This window comes from Pantoea sp. S62 (assembly GCF_016658625.1).
In the GTDB taxonomy this organism is placed as follows: Bacteria; Pseudomonadota; Gammaproteobacteria; order Enterobacterales; family Enterobacteriaceae; genus Pantoea; species Pantoea vagans.
Window position 1 is genome coordinate 60,523 of the sequence record NZ_JACVVI010000017.1, and the last position, 16,102, is coordinate 76,624.

At 55.5% G+C, this 16,102-nt stretch carries 17 protein-coding genes and 1 tRNA gene; 7 read left to right on the top strand and 11 right to left on the bottom strand.

Features of this window, described 5'->3' with window-relative positions:
• Positions 1–22: 22 nt before the first annotated feature.
• From IBT54_RS20235 to syd, 4 genes are all read right to left on the bottom strand, one after another.
• On the bottom strand, positions 23–469 hold the full coding sequence (locus tag IBT54_RS20235) for a flavodoxin (protein ID WP_013358893.1): 447 nt from the start codon (positions 467–469) through the stop codon (positions 23–25).
• A 12-nt stretch (positions 470–481) separates the two neighbouring features.
• Positions 482–1,261 (bottom strand): tRNA pseudouridine(65) synthase TruC, encoded by a 780-nt coding sequence (truC, locus tag IBT54_RS20240; RefSeq protein ID WP_110330826.1) that lies wholly within the window; start codon positions 1,259–1,261, stop codon positions 482–484.
• Positions 1,261–1,590 carry a YqcC family protein gene (locus tag IBT54_RS20245; RefSeq protein ID WP_013358895.1) on the bottom strand — a complete coding sequence of 110 codons (330 nt, stop codon included), beginning with the start codon at positions 1,588–1,590 and terminating at the stop codon, positions 1,261–1,263. Before IBT54_RS20245 ends, truC begins: the two co-directional genes overlap by 1 nt.
• Before the next feature lie 588 nt (positions 1,591–2,178).
• Positions 2,179–2,727, bottom strand: a complete 549-nt coding sequence (gene syd, locus IBT54_RS20250) for a SecY-interacting protein (protein ID WP_013358896.1) — start codon at positions 2,725–2,727, stop codon at positions 2,179–2,181.
• A 62-nt stretch (positions 2,728–2,789) separates the two neighbouring features.
• On the opposite strand from syd, the gene queF reads away from it, so the two are divergent.
• The 3 genes from queF to xni all read left to right on the top strand — a co-directional run bounded on the left by queF (position 2,790) and on the right by xni (position 5,959).
• Positions 2,790–3,635, top strand: a complete 846-nt coding sequence (gene queF, locus IBT54_RS20255; RefSeq protein ID WP_013358897.1) for an NADPH-dependent 7-cyano-7-deazaguanine reductase QueF — start codon at positions 2,790–2,792, stop codon at positions 3,633–3,635.
• Positions 3,636–3,804: 169 nt separating this feature from the next.
• Positions 3,805–5,169, top strand: coding sequence for a nucleotide 5'-monophosphate nucleosidase PpnN (gene ppnN / locus IBT54_RS20260; RefSeq protein WP_201252825.1), 1,365 nt, complete (start codon positions 3,805–3,807; stop codon positions 5,167–5,169).
• A 34-nt stretch (positions 5,170–5,203) separates the two neighbouring features.
• Positions 5,204–5,959, top strand: coding sequence for a flap endonuclease Xni (gene xni, locus IBT54_RS20265; protein ID WP_201252826.1), 756 nt, complete (start codon positions 5,204–5,206; stop codon positions 5,957–5,959).
• 24 nt (positions 5,960–5,983) lie between these two features.
• Here the strand turns inward: xni and rlmM are convergent, their stop codons facing one another.
• The 4 genes from rlmM to IBT54_RS20285 all read right to left on the bottom strand — a co-directional run bounded on the left by rlmM (position 5,984) and on the right by IBT54_RS20285 (position 8,996).
• Positions 5,984–7,084 (bottom strand): 23S rRNA (cytidine(2498)-2'-O)-methyltransferase RlmM, encoded by a 1,101-nt coding sequence (gene rlmM, locus IBT54_RS20270; protein WP_033783981.1) that lies wholly within the window; start codon positions 7,082–7,084, stop codon positions 5,984–5,986.
• Complete coding sequence (locus tag IBT54_RS20275) at positions 7,077–7,472, bottom strand: DUF423 domain-containing protein (RefSeq protein WP_013358901.1); 396 nt, start codon at positions 7,470–7,472, stop codon at positions 7,077–7,079. Before IBT54_RS20275 ends, rlmM begins: the two co-directional genes overlap by 8 nt.
• A gap of 50 nt (positions 7,473–7,522) precedes the next feature.
• The gene (locus IBT54_RS20280) at positions 7,523–8,440 is read right to left on the bottom strand and encodes a transcriptional regulator GcvA (RefSeq protein ID WP_003854641.1); all 918 of its coding nucleotides are present in this window, start codon (positions 8,438–8,440) and stop codon (positions 7,523–7,525) included.
• A 334-nt stretch (positions 8,441–8,774) separates the two neighbouring features.
• Positions 8,775–8,996, bottom strand: coding sequence for a YgdI/YgdR family lipoprotein (locus IBT54_RS20285; RefSeq protein ID WP_003854643.1), 222 nt, complete (start codon positions 8,994–8,996; stop codon positions 8,775–8,777).
• 209 nt (positions 8,997–9,205) lie between these two features.
• Between IBT54_RS20285 and csdA the strand changes: the two genes are divergently transcribed.
• A complete protein-coding gene (gene csdA / locus IBT54_RS20290) occupies positions 9,206–10,411 on the top strand; it encodes a cysteine desulfurase CsdA (protein WP_201252827.1) in 1,206 nt (401 codons plus the stop codon).
• 3 nt (positions 10,412–10,414) lie between these two features.
• Complete coding sequence (csdE, locus tag IBT54_RS20295; RefSeq protein ID WP_095706740.1) at positions 10,415–10,870, top strand: cysteine desulfurase sulfur acceptor subunit CsdE; 456 nt, start codon at positions 10,415–10,417, stop codon at positions 10,868–10,870.
• Here the strand turns inward: csdE and tcdA are convergent.
• Together tcdA and mltA are read right to left on the bottom strand one after the other, a co-directional pair.
• Positions 10,849–11,661, bottom strand: coding sequence for a tRNA cyclic N6-threonylcarbamoyladenosine(37) synthase TcdA (tcdA, locus tag IBT54_RS20300; protein WP_013358904.1), 813 nt, complete (start codon positions 11,659–11,661; stop codon positions 10,849–10,851). The two genes, csdE and tcdA, sit on opposite strands and share 22 nt — an antisense overlap.
• A 48-nt stretch (positions 11,662–11,709) precedes the next feature.
• On the bottom strand, positions 11,710–12,858 hold the full coding sequence (gene mltA, locus IBT54_RS20305) for a murein transglycosylase A (protein ID WP_013358905.1): 1,149 nt from the start codon (positions 12,856–12,858) through the stop codon (positions 11,710–11,712).
• Positions 12,859–13,061: 203 nt separating this feature from the next.
• Between mltA and IBT54_RS20310 the strand changes: the two genes are divergently transcribed.
• Positions 13,062–13,138: transfer RNA gene (locus IBT54_RS20310), tRNA-Met, on the top strand.
• 110 nt (positions 13,139–13,248) lie between these two features.
• Here the strand turns inward: IBT54_RS20310 and amiC are convergent.
• Positions 13,249–14,493, bottom strand: a complete 1,245-nt coding sequence (gene amiC, locus IBT54_RS20315) for an N-acetylmuramoyl-L-alanine amidase AmiC (protein WP_013358906.1) — start codon at positions 14,491–14,493, stop codon at positions 13,249–13,251.
• A 232-nt stretch (positions 14,494–14,725) separates the two neighbouring features.
• On the opposite strand from amiC, the gene argA reads away from it, so the two are divergent.
• Entirely contained in the window at positions 14,726–16,054 is a 1,329-nt protein-coding gene (gene argA / locus IBT54_RS20320; protein ID WP_013358908.1) for an amino-acid N-acetyltransferase, read from the top strand.
• The last annotated feature ends 48 nt before the right edge of the window (positions 16,055–16,102 follow it).

Sequence of the window (16,102 nt, forward strand, 5' to 3'; positions counted from 1 at the left end):
AGAGATAAGCCTGGCGTTGCCATCAGAGCTGCGCCCCCCAGGCTTCAACCCACGGAGAGGTCACCGCTTCCGGCTCAGGATTTTCGGTGGCATCAACCAGTAACACCTCACCGACCCGCTGTGCGCCCTGCTCCTGCAGCAGCGCATCGAAAGTTTTACCCGCGCCACAAAAATGGTCATAACTGCTGTCACCCAGCGCAATCACGCCGTAGCGCAACGCAGGCTGATGACCGAGCTTATCTTTAACCGCATGGAACAGGCCTGAAATCGTATCCGGAAAATCGCCCTGTCCGGTGGTTGAGGTGACAATTAACGCCACGTCGCTGGCATAGTTCTGCCAGTCTGCCAGCGTCGGATCGTCAAACACGGTGACGCTATGACCCTGCTGCTGCAGAAGGGGCTCTGCTTCTTCCGCTACCAGCAGCGCATTGCCGTATACCGTCCCTACAAAAATGCCAATCTTTGCCATCTGCTTTCTCCCTTATTCTGAAACGTTATCCTGTCCTGGCGCTGCGTTAAACTCAACCCGCGGCACCTCAGGAATGCGATCCTGCCAGCCAAACTGGTTCATCACGTTCTGCCAGACGCCATCCAGCCCGGCACGGATCAGTAAAGGTTCACCGGTCACCGGATGGGTGAGTGCCAGGCTGCTGGCGTGCAGCATCAGCCGGTTAGCGCCAAAGTGTTCAGCAGCCCCCCGGTTCTGGCGCAGATCGCCGTGCGCCGAATCGCCAATAATCGGATGACGCAGGTGCGACATATGACGACGCAGTTGATGTTTGCGGCCGGTTTTAGGGGCCATTTCAACCAGGCTGTAACGCGAAGTGGGATAGCGGCCAATGCCGACCGGCATCTCGACCGTTGCCAGTGACTGATAATCGGTGACGGCGGGCTGTGCGGTGCGCGCTTCAGTGGCGTGCCTGTCAGCAATTTTATCCAGCTCTTCCACCAGCGGATAGTCGAGCGTTCCGCTGCTCTCCAGCCAGCCGCGTACCACGGCATGATAGGTTTTCTGCATCTGATGCTGTTCGAACTGCAGGGAAAGCAGACGACCGACTTCGCTTGAAAGCCCCATCAGCAGTACGCCAGAGGTGGGTTTGTCCAGACGATGTGCGGTAAACACATGCTGTCCAATCTGATCGCGAACGGTCTGCATCACAAACACGGTTTCATGGCGATCCAGCCAGCTGCGGTGAACCAGCCAGCCGCTGGGTTTGTTGACGGCAACCAGCCACTCATCCTGATAGAGTATCTCCAGCATCAGTGGGCTGCATCCTTGATCAACGCGTCAAGCTGACGCAAGGTCAGCAGCAGCGGCGCAATACCGGGCTGGTCAGGCACCAGCGCCACCTCGTAGTAGGGAGCAACCGCAAAATTTTGCGGTAACGGATGCTGAGCAGCAATCAGGGCATGCATCCGCGGGATCAGCACCCACTGGAGCCACTGCAGCGGCTCCAGCGTATCCAGGCAAAAGGGTTCACGGCTCTCGAGCGCGTCTTCGGCCGGAGGGGTACTCTGCCAGAGATGGTGCTCACGCATCACCGCTTCCAGTTGCTCCAGCCGTTGCGTAATCAATTGTTCAGGCGTCATGCGCCACCTCCGGCAAGCAGTCAAAAATGGGCGGCAAGCATATCACTTGTTGGCACAGGCACAAAAAAAGGGAGCACTGTATAAACAGTGCTCCCGGTTCGTTTGCAGCCATCCTGCTACGTTTTTGCTCCCTGCTCTTCCATGACAACTTGTCCAGTGCGAACTCCTGTCGCGCATCGTCCTGATGTATCCTTAGCATCCTGGCCCGCCACCTCTTCTGAGGGGGTTCTCATTCTCCATCCTGGAGGTGTCCCTTGCTCACTCCTGAGCGATCCTGTTTCATCCTGAAACCTTCCGTGTGCCGTAAGCTCCGTTACGTTCCTGCCTCATGGCTTATCGTCATCCTGACGATATCTGTTTCCTGAGCATCCTGCAGTGAGAAACATTTTGACAGAACTCGTTACGCGCACAAGGTACTTACAGCGAAACTTTACGAAATGTGCTGCACAAATTCAGATTAACGCCATTAAGTTGATGATTCACAATATTTTTACATCACGGCCTTCCGGATGTCTCAACTGTTATATGGCGATCTCTCACAGCATATGTAAGAGATGTCTCACAAGCCAGGCGGCAAATCACTGCAATTCAGATGATAACCGGTTGTAATGACTTAAGAAATATCTCAAGACTTTCTGCCAGTACCACGCGCTGTTTACGACCAGGCTGCTCCAGAATTACTTCGCCGCTGAGATTAGACAGGGAGATGATCTCCTCCTCTGAATCGGTGGTGGCAATGAATAGCGTAGGCGACTGTCTGAGGCGGCGCTGCATCACCAGATGCCCAATCAGATTCTCCTGTAATCGCAGGAAATCCTCTTCACTCCACACCTGCAAAAGGGTCAGCTGATTCTCGCCAAAACGGGCCTGCATATCGCCGGCAAACTGCGTGGTATAGAACGCCGTGATCGGCGGCTGAAGCTGGATGTCGACCGCCCGCTCAATCGCATCCAGCGTCGTTGGCAGACTAAACGGCTGCGGCTGCCAGACGACCCGCTGCTCGCGATCTTCCAGTGCACAGGGCGAAGGAACGCCATAGAGATCGCTGCTGGCCGGCCCATGTCCCGCCTGCTGAAGCCAGTGCTGGCAGTATCGGGTAGTAAAGTCGCGCAACGCGGCGGCAGTTTGCTGCATCATTCATATTCTCACTTCTGATAGGTTACACTTAGCCACTTTGATTAATTTTGGTGGTAACCGCAATGACTACTCACGAACAGGATCAGGCGCTCAGTAACCTGACGCTGGGCAAACCCACAGCCTATCACGATCGGTATGACAACAGCTTACTGCAGGCGGTGCCGCGCAGCCTGAACCGTGAACCGCTTGGCCTGTTTCCCGACAGTCTGCCCTTTACCGGCAGCGATATCTGGACCCTGTATGAACTCTCGTGGCTCAACAGCAAAGGTCTGCCACAGGTTGCCGTTGGCGAAGTGGTGCTGGATGCGCAAAGCCGTAATCTTATCGAGTCGAAAAGCTTCAAGCTCTACCTGAACAGTTTCAATCAGACCCGCTTTGCCGACTGGGGTGAGGTTCGTCAGACGCTGGAGCGGGATCTGAGTGCCTGTGCTGAAGGGGAAGCGCGGGTCGCGTTGTTCCGTCTCAATGAAATAGAAGGTCAGCCGATTGGTCATTTTGAGGGTTGCTGCATTGATGAGCAGGATATCGCCATAGAGGATTACCGCTTCAATGCTGACTATCTGGCGGATGCCGCAGGCAGCGAAATCGTTGAAGAGACGCTGGTCAGCCATCTGCTCAAGTCGAACTGCCTGATTACCAACCAGCCCGACTGGGGCTCGGTGATGATCCGCTATAAAGGCCCGCGTATCGCGCGTGAAGCACTGCTGCGCTATCTGGTCTCATTCCGTCAGCACAACGAATTTCACGAGCAGTGTGTTGAACGCATCTTTAATGATGTGATGCGATTCTGCCATCCGGAAGCGCTGACCGTTTATGCGCGCTACACCCGTCGCGGCGGGCTGGATATTAACCCGTGGCGCACCAATGTGCCTTTCTCGCCCGGTTTTTCGCGGCTGGTCCGTCAGTAGTTTGCGAGACTTCTCTCAGGCTGGGCGCCGTAAGCGCAGTTCCGCTTGAGCTGTGCGGGCCGACAAGGCTACTCTGGTGAAGGCGGCAATCTGCGGGTTGCCGACCAGGGATTTTCGTCACTGCCATTGCAGTGCCAATCAGCACCCAGGCGGGTGCAAAGGAGTTCATTTGATTACCCATATCAGCCCACTTGGCTCAATGGATCTGCTCTCGCAGCTGGAAGTCGACATGCTCAAGCGCACAGCCAGCAGCGACCTCTACCAGCTGTTTCGCAATTGCTCTCTGGCCGTGCTTAACTCCGGCAGCCAGACTGACAGCAGCCACGAACTGCTCTCCCGCTTTGAGAATTTCGACATCAACGTGCTGCGCCAGGAGCGCGGCGTCAAACTGGAACTGATCAATCCGCCGGAAGAGGCGTTCGTGGATGGCCGCATCATCCGCTCACTGCAGGCTAACCTGTTTGCGGTGCTGCGTGACATCCTGTTTGTCAGCGGCCAGCTCAACATACCTGGCCGGTTAAGTGCAGCCGAAGAGAATGATTCCGCCACCATTACCAACACGGTGTTTTCCATTCTGCGTAATGCGCGGGCTCTGCATATCGGCGAGTATCCCAACACCGTAGTCTGCTGGGGTGGTCACTCAATCAACGCCGTTGAGTATCAGTATTGCCGCAATGTCGGTACGCAGCTTGGACTGCGTGAGCTGAATATCTGTACCGGCTGCGGGCCGGGCGTGATGGAAGCACCGATGAAAGGCGCAGCGGTTGGCCATGCCCAGCAGCGCTATCGCGACAGCCGCTTTATCGGCCTCACCGAACCCTCAATCATTGCAGCTGAACCGCCAAATCCACTGGTGAATGAGCTGATCATCATGCCGGACATTGAAAAACGTCTGGAAGCGTTTGTGCGTATCGCCCACGGCATCATCATTTTCCCTGGCGGCGTCGGTACGGCTGAAGAGCTGCTCTATCTGCTGGGCATCCTGATGAATCCGCAGAACAACAATCAGGTGTTGCCGCTGATTCTGACCGGGCCGAAAGAGAGCGCCGATTACTTCCGCGTGCTGGATGATTTCATCGTTAACACCCTGGGTGAACAGGCGCGTAAGCATTACCAGATCATCATTGATGACGCGGCAGAAGTGGCGCGTCTGATGAAGAAAGCGATGCCGCAGGTGAAAGAGAACCGTCGTGAAACCGGCGATGCGTACAGCTTTAACTGGTCGATTCGCATTGAGCCCGATCTGCAGGTGCCGTTCATGCCAACGCATGAAAATATGGCCAACCTCAATCTCTATACCAATCAGCCTCCCGAGAAGCTGGCTGCCGACCTGCGCCGCGCCTTCTCAGGTATTGTCGCCGGTAATGTTAAAGAGATGGGCATCCGCGAAATCCGCGAGAAGGGACGCTACAGACTGCATGGCGATCCCGACATCATGCACCGCATGGATGAGCTGCTACAGGGATTCGTTGCCCAGCAACGCATGAAACTGCCAGGCACCGCCTACATCCCCTGCTACGAAATTATCAAATAACCCAGGAGGCAGCCCCCGGGCTGCCGATACGCTCATGGCTCTTCATCTTGTTATTGTTGACGCGCTGAATCTGATTCGCCGTCTGCATGCGGTACAGGGCTCACCCTGTGTCGACGGCTGCGTGGCTGCGCTGCGCCAGGTACTGGGTCACGCCCGTCCGACTCACGCTGTCGCAGTATTTGATGGCGAGGCACGTCATCAGGGCTGGCGACATCAGCTGCTGCCCGATTACAAAAGCGGTCGCCCGCCGATGCCAGACGATTTACAGGCAGAGATGCCGGCGTTGCAGGAGGCCTTTCGTTCGGCAGGTGTAAGCTGCTGGATAGCGGGCGAGGATGAGGCAGATGATTTAGCGGCGACGCTGGCGGTGAAAATGGCGCAGGCCGGACACCTGGCCACCATCGTGTCCACCGACAAAGGTTACTGTCAGCTGCTGGCCCCCGAAATCCGCATCCGCGACTACTTCCAGAAACGCTGGCTCGATCTGCCTTTTATCGAGGCTGAATTTGGCGTGGCACCCCAGTTACTCCCCGACTACTGGGGATTGTGCGGCATCAGCAGCAGTAAAATTCCAGGCATCACCGGCATCGGCCCGAAAAGCGCGAAACAACTGCTGGCAGAGTTTCATACGCTTGAAGGAATCTATCAGCAACTGGATAAGGTGCCCGCCAAATGGCAGGAAAAGCTCGCAGAAGGTCAGCAGATGGCTGAGATCAGCCGTCAGGTAGCCACGCTAAAGCGGGATCTGGTATTGCAGGGCAATCTGAATACGCTGCGTTATACCAGCTGAGTGCAGTTGCACTAAGCCCGGCGATTAACGTTCGTCGCGACGGCCACCGGTCGCTGCCCACATACGGCGCACATGAACCGTCACCTCTTCGCGGTCATGATAGAGCTGACGAGCGCGAATCTGCACATTGATGCCATTCTCATCAAAGCGCTCCTGCATCATGGCCAGATTCTGCGTCACCTCTTCATAACGCTTTTTCATCGGCAGCTTCAGGTTGAAGATCGCTTCACGGCACCAGCCGTTAACCAGCCAGTCGGTCATCAGGTTAGCCACACGCACCGGCTTTTCGACCATGTCACACACCAGCCAGCTGATATTGGTGCGGGGTGGACGGAATTTAAACCCGTCGGCTTTCTCGTGCATGACCTGGCCGGTATCCATCAGACTCGGGGCCATCGGTCCGTTGTCCACCGCATAAACCATCATGCTGCGCTGGACCAGCTGATAGGTCCAGCCGCCCGGGCAGGCGCCGAGATCCACGGCGTACATGCCGCTGGCTAAACGCTCATCCCACTCATCCGCAGGAATAAAGACGTGGAACGCCTCTTCCAGCTTGAGGGTCGAGCGGCTTGGTGCATCGGAGGGGAACTTAAGCCGTGGAATACCCATGTAAAACGGCGAGCTGTTTTCCCGGATCGAGTAGCCGACGTAACAGGTACCTGGCGCAATGAAAAACACATGCACTACAGGGCGTTTCGGACTTTCATAGTTCAGCAGAATCTTGCTTTCACGCAGTGCTGAACGCAGCGGCACGGTGAACTTACGGCAGAATTTGGTCAGCTCTTTGGCTTCGTTCGTGTCCGGCACTTCAACACGCAGTTCGCCGCCCTTCTCCACCACGCCGGTCAGCATGCCGACGATCGGGGTGATGCGATCTTCCTGCGGCAGGTCACGCAGCATTTCACCGACAACCAGCATCTGCCGGGCAAAGATCAGCTCGTCAAACGGTAACTCACGCGCCAGACGCTCAGCATCTTCAAACTGATAGCACTCAAACAACACGTAGCCGGAGTCATCTTTAACCCGCGGAAAGCCATAGATTTCACGTTCCGCTGCTTTGGCACTGATTTCTGCCGCACACTCTTTTTCAAAACCGGGACGACAATAGAGTAAAACTTTATTCATGGCGTTCTGCCTTTCGTTTAAGACGCAGCGCGCCAATCAACATCAATACCCAACCGGCGAGGAAACAGATCCCGCCTACCGGTGTGATAAAAACCCAAAACTTCAGATGTGACAGCGCCAGACAATAGAGGCTGCCACTAAACAAAACGGTGCCGAGCGCCATCAGCGCACTGCTCCAGTAAAACCAGATATTGGCGCGGCGTAGCATCGCGGCACCCAGTCCCATCACCGCTAACGTGTGATAAGCCTGATATTCCAGCCCGGTATGAATCCAGGCCATCTCAGCCGCACCCAGCGACTGACTTAAAACGTGGGCACCAAATGCGCCAAAAGCCACCAGCAGAAAGCCGCTGATAGCCGCAAAAACAAACATGGCACGACTGGACATTAACCTATCCTCAGGATGCTTTTGCATCGTAATGCAAATAAATCAAGATGTTATTGTTGATAGCGAAAGCGGAATTTTTCTTGTTCGGTTGCAGCTTTTTCCAGGATCCACTGTCGGAAGGCGGCTATTTTACCCAGTTCTGCCTGACTGTCATGACAAACCAGATAAAAAGCGTTTTTACTGACTAATACATCATTAAAGGGGCAGATTAATCGCCCGGCCTCTATTTCGCTCTGCGCCATGACGTTGTTGGCCAGCGCCACGCCCTGACCATGAATCGCCGCCTGCAACACCATGGCGCTGTGGCTGAAGATCGGCCCCTGCTGCACATTGATATGCTGTAAACCCAGTTGGCGGATATACGATTGCCAGTCACGGCGGGAGGCATCATGCAGCAGGGTAAAGCGCGAGAGATCCATCGGGGTTTTCAGCGGATTATCGCCGGTCATCAGTGATGGCGAACAGACCGGCAGCAGATATTCGGCATAGAGTTTTTCAACCCGCAGGCCGGGCCAGTTGCCACGGCCGTAGAAAATTGCCACGTCGACATCGTCGGCCAGCTTCTCTTCATCGCGGTCAACAGCCTGGATACGCACGTCGATTCCCGGATAAGCCATATTAAAGCTGGAGAGGCGGGGAACCAGCCACTGAATAGCAAAGCTCGGCAGTAAACTGACGGTCAGCGCGCCCTTGGCACTGCGCGCCTGCAGTTTGCGGGTCGCTTCGTTAATTGCCGAGAAAATCTCTTTGATGTCGAGATAGTAGCTTTGCCCTTCTTCGGTCAGTAACAGCGAACGATTCCTCCGGCGAAACAGCTTTAACCCCAGAAAATCTTCCAGAGATTTAATCTGATGGCTTACGGCAGCCTGGGTGACAAACAGCTCTTCAGCGGCTTTGGTAAAGCTTAAATGGCGCGCAGCGGCATCAAAAACCCGCAGTGCGTTAAGAGGAGGAAGGCGTTTCGACATGGTTTTCCGTATCCGGATCGGCGAAAAATACGCAGGCTTATACAAAGCGTTTACGTATTAGAATTTTTAATCCGAGGCATTATAATTTGTCCGTTGAGGAACCTCCAGCAAATACCTATAGTTGCCGCACTTCCTGAGCCGGAACGAAAAGTTTTTAGATTTGTGAGTGAGTTCGCAGATTTTCTGAAAGCTTTTGGCTTGTGGTCGTGATGTTGTGTTTGCAATTTTTGATCCGACGATTGCGGATCGAACTCTTAATTCCTGTAGATTTACCCTGTCTGTCCATAGTGATTTTTAAATAGCACCGCAAATTGCGGTGCTTTTTTTTTGCTGCTTACTTTGACTCGACCATCTCTTTGACATCAGAGCGATTGATCTGCTGCTCGTTGCCATTCGCATCTTTATAGCTGATCATGCCGGTATCGTTATCAACTTTTGGCTTGCCGGCAGCCACGATGGTGCGACCATCGTTGGTATGCATGACATAATTGCTTGAACAGGCACTCAGGGTAAAAGCCAGAGTACACACGGCCAGGACTGCGGTAAGTTTTTTCATCTGCTATCTCCTTGTAGATTGATTGCATCAAACCACCCGCGTTACGCTAACCAGAGGCAGCCGATAAGTGAGATCGACTATTAAACGTCCGATCGTTATGCGGGTTTGGTTCAAACCTTGCAATATTCAGCATAACGCGCTTTTCCAGCTTTGCCAGACGCAGACCATTCTTTCAGTGTGGTCCTAATTTTTCTTATCATGGACCCGGCATGACCGCATTTAATCCCACCGCATTCCGCCAGCAGTTTCCCGCGCTCGCCGACGCCGGCGTCTACCTCGACAGCGCCGCGACCACGCTGAAACCGCAGGCCGTGATTGACAGCACGCAGCAGTTTTACCTCAGCGCGGGTACGGTTCATCGCAGCCAGTTTGCTGCGGCGCAGGCCTTAACCCAGCGCTATGAGCAGGCGCGCAATCAGGTTGCCCGCTGGGTTAACGCCGCGGACGATCGAGAGATTGTCTGGACGCGTGGCACCACCGAAGCGATAAACCTGGTGGCGAACAGCTGGCTGCGTCCGCGCCTGCAGCCCGGTGATGAGATCGTGGTGAGTGAGGCTGAGCACCACGCCAACCTGGTTCCCTGGCTGATGGCTGCGCAGGCGTGCGGTGCCCGCGTCGTAAAATGGCCGTTAGGGCCAGATCGTCTGCCCGATATCAGCCTGTTACCCGCTCTGCTTAACAGCCGCACCCGCCTGCTGGCTGTAGGTCAGATGTCGAACGTCACCGGGGGATGCCCCGATCTCGCACAGGCGATTTCACTGGCACATGCCGTGGACGCGAAAGTGATGGTCGATGGCGCGCAGGGGGTGGTGCACTGCCCGCCTGACGTACAGGCGCTGGATATCGACTTTTACGCTTTTTCCGGCCATAAAATTTACGGCCCGATGGGCATTGGCGCGTTATATGGCAAAGTGGAGCTGCTGGAGGCGATGGCGCCCTGGCAGGGCGGCGGTAAGATGATCACGGATGTCGACTTCAATGGTTTCACGCCGCAGCCGGTACCGTGGCGTTTTGAGGCTGGCACCCCGAATGTGGCTGGAGTGGTGGGATTGAGTGCGGCACTGAGCTGGCTGGCGCAGTACGATCTGCCCGAAGCCGAGCGCTGGAGTCAGCAGCTTGCCTCGCTGGCGGAAGAGCAACTGGCAGAACTGCCCGGCTTTCGCAGCTTCCGGTGTGGCAATGCCAGCCTGCTGGCCTTTGAATTCGCAGGTCTGCATCACAGTGACCTGGTAACGCTGCTGGCCGAGCAGGGAATCGCACTGCGCGCCGGTCAGCATTGCGCGCAGCCCTTGCTGGCGGCGCTGGGCGTCAGTGGCACGCTGCGCGCCTCTTTTGCACCCTATAATAATCTGCAGGATGTTGATGCGCTGGTGCGCGCCATGAAGAGCGCCATCGCGCTGTTATCGGAGTTTTGATCTATGTGTTCATCGCGGTTAGCGCCACACCCGTTTGGCGAACAGATTACCGTTGCCAGTCTGAAAGAGAGCTTTGGCCGCTTTCATCAGTGGGAAGATCGTTATCGTCAGCTGATCCAGCTGAGCCGCCAGTTACCTGCCTTGCCGGAGGAACTGAAAACAGCGGAAATTGAACTGAGCGGGTGTGAAAACCGGGTCTGGCTGGGCAGCCAGCTGTGTGAGGATGGCTCACTGCACTTCTATGGTGACAGTGAAGGACGGATCGTGCGCGGCCTGCTGGCCGTGCTGCTGACCGCCGTTGAGGGCCAGACGCCGCAGCAATTACTGGCCACCGATCCCTTAACCCTGTTTGATGAGCTGGGGCTGCGCGCCCAGCTCAGCGCCTCACGCAGCAGCGGCCTGCAGGCGCTGGCTGCTGCGGTAGAGCATGCCGCGCGTCAGGCGCTGACCGCATCCTGACGGGCGGCGCGTGCCAGAAACTTCTTCAGCGCATGCGAAACGGCCACAAAGCCGAACGTCGCGGTCACCATGGTGGCCGCGCCAAAGCCGGATGTGCAATCCATTCTCTTCGGACCCTCTGCCGTGCTGCGTGAAGCACAAACGCTGCCGTCGGCCTGCGGATAGACCAGCGCTTCGGTAGAAAAAACGCAGTCGATGCCAAGTTTGCCCTTGCTGCTTTTCACCACGCCCAGGCTTTTCAGGCGTTCGCGCAGCTTCGCCGCCAGCGGATCCTGAATGGTTTTCGCCAGATCGGCGACCTGAATCTGGGTCGGATCAATCTGTCCGCCCGCGCCACCGGTGGTGATCAGCGGGATCTTATTCCGGCGACACCACGCGATCAGCGCCGCTTTAGGGCGTACGCTGTCGATCGCGTCGATCACATAGTCGAAACCGGCGGCCATCAGTTCGGCGGTGTTCTCAGGCGTAATAAAGTCATCAATGCAGATCACGTCGCAGTCCGGATTGATCGCCCGTAGCCGCTCCGCCATCACCTCCGTTTTGGCTTTGCCGACGTTGCCCTGCAGCGCATGAAGCTGTCGGTTGGTGTTGGTAATGCAGACGTCATCCATATCTATCAGGGTGATTTTACCAATGCCGGTGCGCACCAGCGCTTCCGCTGCCCAGGAACCCACGCCGCCGATACCAATGACGCAGAAGTGTGCGTCAGCAAAACGTTGCAGCGCATCCTGGCCATAGAGACGCGCCGTGCCGCCAAAGCGCTGATGCCAGGCGTCATTTAACACTTTCATAGTTGAACCTGTTACGTCGTGCGGGCCCGGAGGCCCGCAGAGAAGACATTAGTTAGAGCCGAGAAGCAGTGAACCATTATTACCGTTTTGCGGGCTGGAGAACAGCGGCTGTCCGGCACCCGGTGCGGCTTTGATTACCCAGACGCGTCCGTAGTGATTATAGAAGCCCGCCAGATGCGCGGCATCCGGGCCGATACCCTGATAGATATCAAAGTGTTGTCCCTTAATCGCGCCACCCACATCGAGCGCCACCATCAGGCGCATCTCATATTTGCCGTTGAATTTGCCCTTCTCATTCAACTGCGGCACTTCTGCCAGCAGCACCGTGCCCGCCGGAATAATTGAGCGGTCAGAAGCCACCGAGGCTTTCGCTACCAGCGGAACGGCGCTGGCACCGCGCACCGGCGTAAACGGCTCAGCCTTAAAGAAGACGAATGACGGGTTGGTTTCCAGCAGCGCACGCACTTCCTGCGGTGAGTGCTCCTGCGCCCACTGGCGAATCGCCTGCATCGACATATCTTCGCGTTTCACTTCACCACGGTCGATCAGCTCTTTACCAATACTGTGGTAGCCCCAGCCATTTTTACCGGCGTAACCAAAGAAGGTCATCGGGCGGCCATCGCCAAAGTCGACGTAACCACTGCCCTGCACATCCATCATGAAGTTATCAATCAGGGAGTTACTGTAGGCAATGACGTAACGGTCATCAAGTCCGCCACTATAGATAGAGGCGCGGCTCGGTAATTTCTCTCCGCGTTTGCGCGGCGGCATACGGTAGATTGGATACTGGAATTCGCCCTGACGGGTGTAGCGCGCTTCCACGACCGGCGTGTAGTAACCGGTGAACTGCACATTACCGTAGTTATCCGTGCCCTCCATCTGCCAGGCATTCAGGCCATACTGGCGAAGCTGCCGGGTATCAGCACCCGCCATCAGCCAGCTTTCAATGGCGCTGTAAGTGCCGTTCTGACGACTATAAAGAGCGGATGAGGCGGACTGAATCTGGCGCACCTGATCGCCAAAGTCTTTGCCATTAACCGGCGCGCCTTTAGCATTGGGCTGATTCACCAGCGCCAGCGGCTGTTCCAGTTTGCCATCTTTATATTGCTGACCGCGATCGGTCGGTTTAGAGCTACAGGCCGCCAGCAGCGTGATTAACGCGCCAGTGAGTGCATACTTCACCCAATGTGATTTCATTCTCTTCTCTTTTTATAACTGTTCGCCCCGCGACGATAGCAAAGCCCCCGACAGAATGAAATGCATCCGCTTTGACGCAGCGCATATCAGTTCAATAATTAATCAGATGGCTGAATCCTTCAGCAACTGGCTGTTAATTTGGCTTTTATCTTTAAAAAGGGGTTGCATGAATTAGCGCGGAGAGTATAGTGCGCTTCCACGGACGCGGGGTGGAGCAGCCTGGTAGCTCGTCGGGCTCATAACCCGAAGGTCGTCGGTTCAAATCCGGCCCCCGCAACCAATCATTTAAACACCTGAAAGGGTGTTTTTTTGTTTCTGCCGTTCGTAAATTCCTCTTAAGCCTCTTTCCCGCAGATAAATGCGCGGATAGCCGTGACTACCCGCACACCTTTACCGATGGGCCAGTGCCGCCCCACTCTCTACATACGCTTTGATACCGTTCAGAATCGCCTCTGCCACCTGATGCTGATAGCGGGTGGTTCGCAGCTTCCGCTCCTCTTCCACATTACTGATGAACGCGGTTTCTACCAGGATTGACGGGATATCCGGGGCTTTCAGCACCGCAAAGCCAGCCTGATCCACGGTGCGTTTGTGCAGATGGTTGATGCGCCCCATACGATGCAGCACCTCTTTACCAAACTTCAGGCTGTCATGAATCGTCTGCCGCTGCACCATGTCGAACATGGTGTGATCAAGATAGCGGTCGCCGCTTTTGCTGACGCCGCCAATCAGGTCTGATTCATTCTGGGTCTGCGCCAGGAAACGGGCGGCGGCTGAAGTGGCACCGCTGGTGGATAAGGCAAATACCGAAGAGCCGCGTGCTGCCCGACTGGTAAACGCATCCGCATGAATAGACACAAAGAGATCGGCACGCTGTTTACGGGCTTTTGCGACCCGGACGCGCAGCGGAATAAAGACATCTTCATTGCGCGTCATATAGGCTTTCATATGGGGCTCTTTATCGATCAGCGCTTTGAGCCGCCGTCCGATCTTCAGCACAATATCTTTCTCGCGGGTCTTATATTTGCCGTGCGCGCCAGGATCTTCTCCACCGTGACCGGGATCGATCATGATGATAATCGGACGATCGCGTCCCGCTTTGCCGGGTAACGGCGCCTGCACCCCTTCATCCTTGTCCAGATCGCCCTGATTATAATCTTTCAGCAGAGCCAGCAGCGGATCGTCTTCCACATGGTTCTGGGTCGGATAGAGATCGACCACCAGCCGGTGGTTGATCCCGGCGACCGGTGCCAGATTAAAGATCTTCGGTGCGACGTTGCGCTTCAGCTCCAGAACAACGCGCACCGTGTTGCTGTCGAACTGGCCGACCCGGGCATTTTTGATAAAGGGATCGTCGACCCGTACCTGCTTATCCACTCCTTTCAGGGCCGAATTAAGATGCAGGCCCTGAATATCTATGACGAGACGTTCGGGATTGCTCAGCGCAAACTGCTTGTATTTCAGCGCGACACTGGACTCCAGCGTCATGCGCGAATAGGTGGATGAGGGCCAGATACGCACCGCCACAATGTGGTTTTTTGCCGCCAGGCCTGTGCGGCTGACGCTCAACAGCAGTAAGGCGCCTGTCCCCTGTAAAAAACGTCTGCGTGAAAAATGGGAATTACCGTCTGACATGCCGCTCCAGCTGCTGTGTTATGTCTAAAAAAGCGCCAGTTAATCAAATGGCGGCAAAAACTTTATCCAATCCGCGGGATGATGTCACCCCGGAAACCCTAAATAATGCAGGCTGTTAGCGGCTTTGACACCCATAAAAACGTAAATTTTCGTCAGGATTAAGACTTGCAAAATCGGGCGTAAAAGCATAAAAATACAGAAAATACGAATAAACATTCACTGAGGGTTGGCCGTGAAGGAACGTAGTACCGAACTGGTTCAGGGTTTTCGCCATACCGTTCCCTATATCAATGCCCACCGGGGTAAAACCTTTGTCATCATGCTGGGTGGCGAAGCGATTGAGCATGAGAACTTCTCTGGCATCGTTAACGACATCGGCCTGCTGCACAGCCTGGGCATCCGCCTGGTGGTGGTTTATGGCGCACGGCCGCAGATAGACGCCAGCCTGGCTCAGCAGCAGCTGGAACCGGTTTATCATAAATTTACCCGGGTGACCGACGCGCAATCGCTGGAGTTAGTGAAGCAGGCTGCCGGCCGGTTGCAGCTCGATATCACTGCCCGCCTCTCAATGAGTCTTAACAATACCCCACTGCAGGGCGCGCATATCAATGTGGTCAGCGGCAACTTCATTATTTCGCAGCCGCTGGGCGTGGATGATGGCGTGGATTACTGCCACAGCGGGCGTATCCGTCGTATCGATGAAGAGGCGATTCATCGCCAGCTGGATAACGATGCCATCGTGCTGATGGGACCGGTGGCGGTCTCTGTGACCGGCGAGAGCTTTAATCTGACTTCAGAAGAAGTGGCTACCCAACTGGCGATTAAGCTCAAAGCCGAAAAAATGATCGGCTTCTGCTCCGAGCAGGGTGTGCTGAACAGCGACGGTGAAATCATTTCCGAGCTGTTCCCGAACGATGCTCAGGCCCGCATCGACGAGATTGAAAAAGAAGGTGATTATCTTTCTGGCACGGTCCGCTTCCTGCGCGGTGCGGTGAAAGCCTGCCGCAGTGGCGTGCGCCGCAGCCATCTCATCAGCTACCAGGAAGATGGCGCACTGTTGCAGGAGCTCTTCTCACGCGACGGTATCGGTACGCAGATTGTGATGGAGTCGGCCGAGCAGATTCGTCGTGCCAATATCAACGACATCGGCGGTATCCTCGAACTGATCCGTCCGCTGGAGCAGCAGGGTATTCTGGTGCGTCGCTCACGCGAGCAGCTGGAGATGGAGATCGATAAGTTCACGATTATTCAGCGTGACAATCTGACCATCGCCTGTGCCGCCCTCTATCCGTTTATGGATGAGAAGATTGGCGAGATGGCCTGTGTGGCGGTTCATCCTGACTATCGCAGCTCCTCACGCGGAGAAATGCTGCTGCAGCGCGTGGCATTACAGGCGAAGCAGATGGGACTGCAAAAGCTGTTTGTGTTAACCACGCGCAGCATCCACTGGTTCCAGGAGCGCGGCTTTACGCCGGTTGATATCGAGTCACTGCCCGAGAGTAAAAAAGAGATGTACAACTATCAGCGCCGTTCCAAGGTGCTGATGGCCGACCTCACCTGATTCAATCATGAAGGGACAGGCCACCTGGCGTGGACTGTCCCCCTTCTT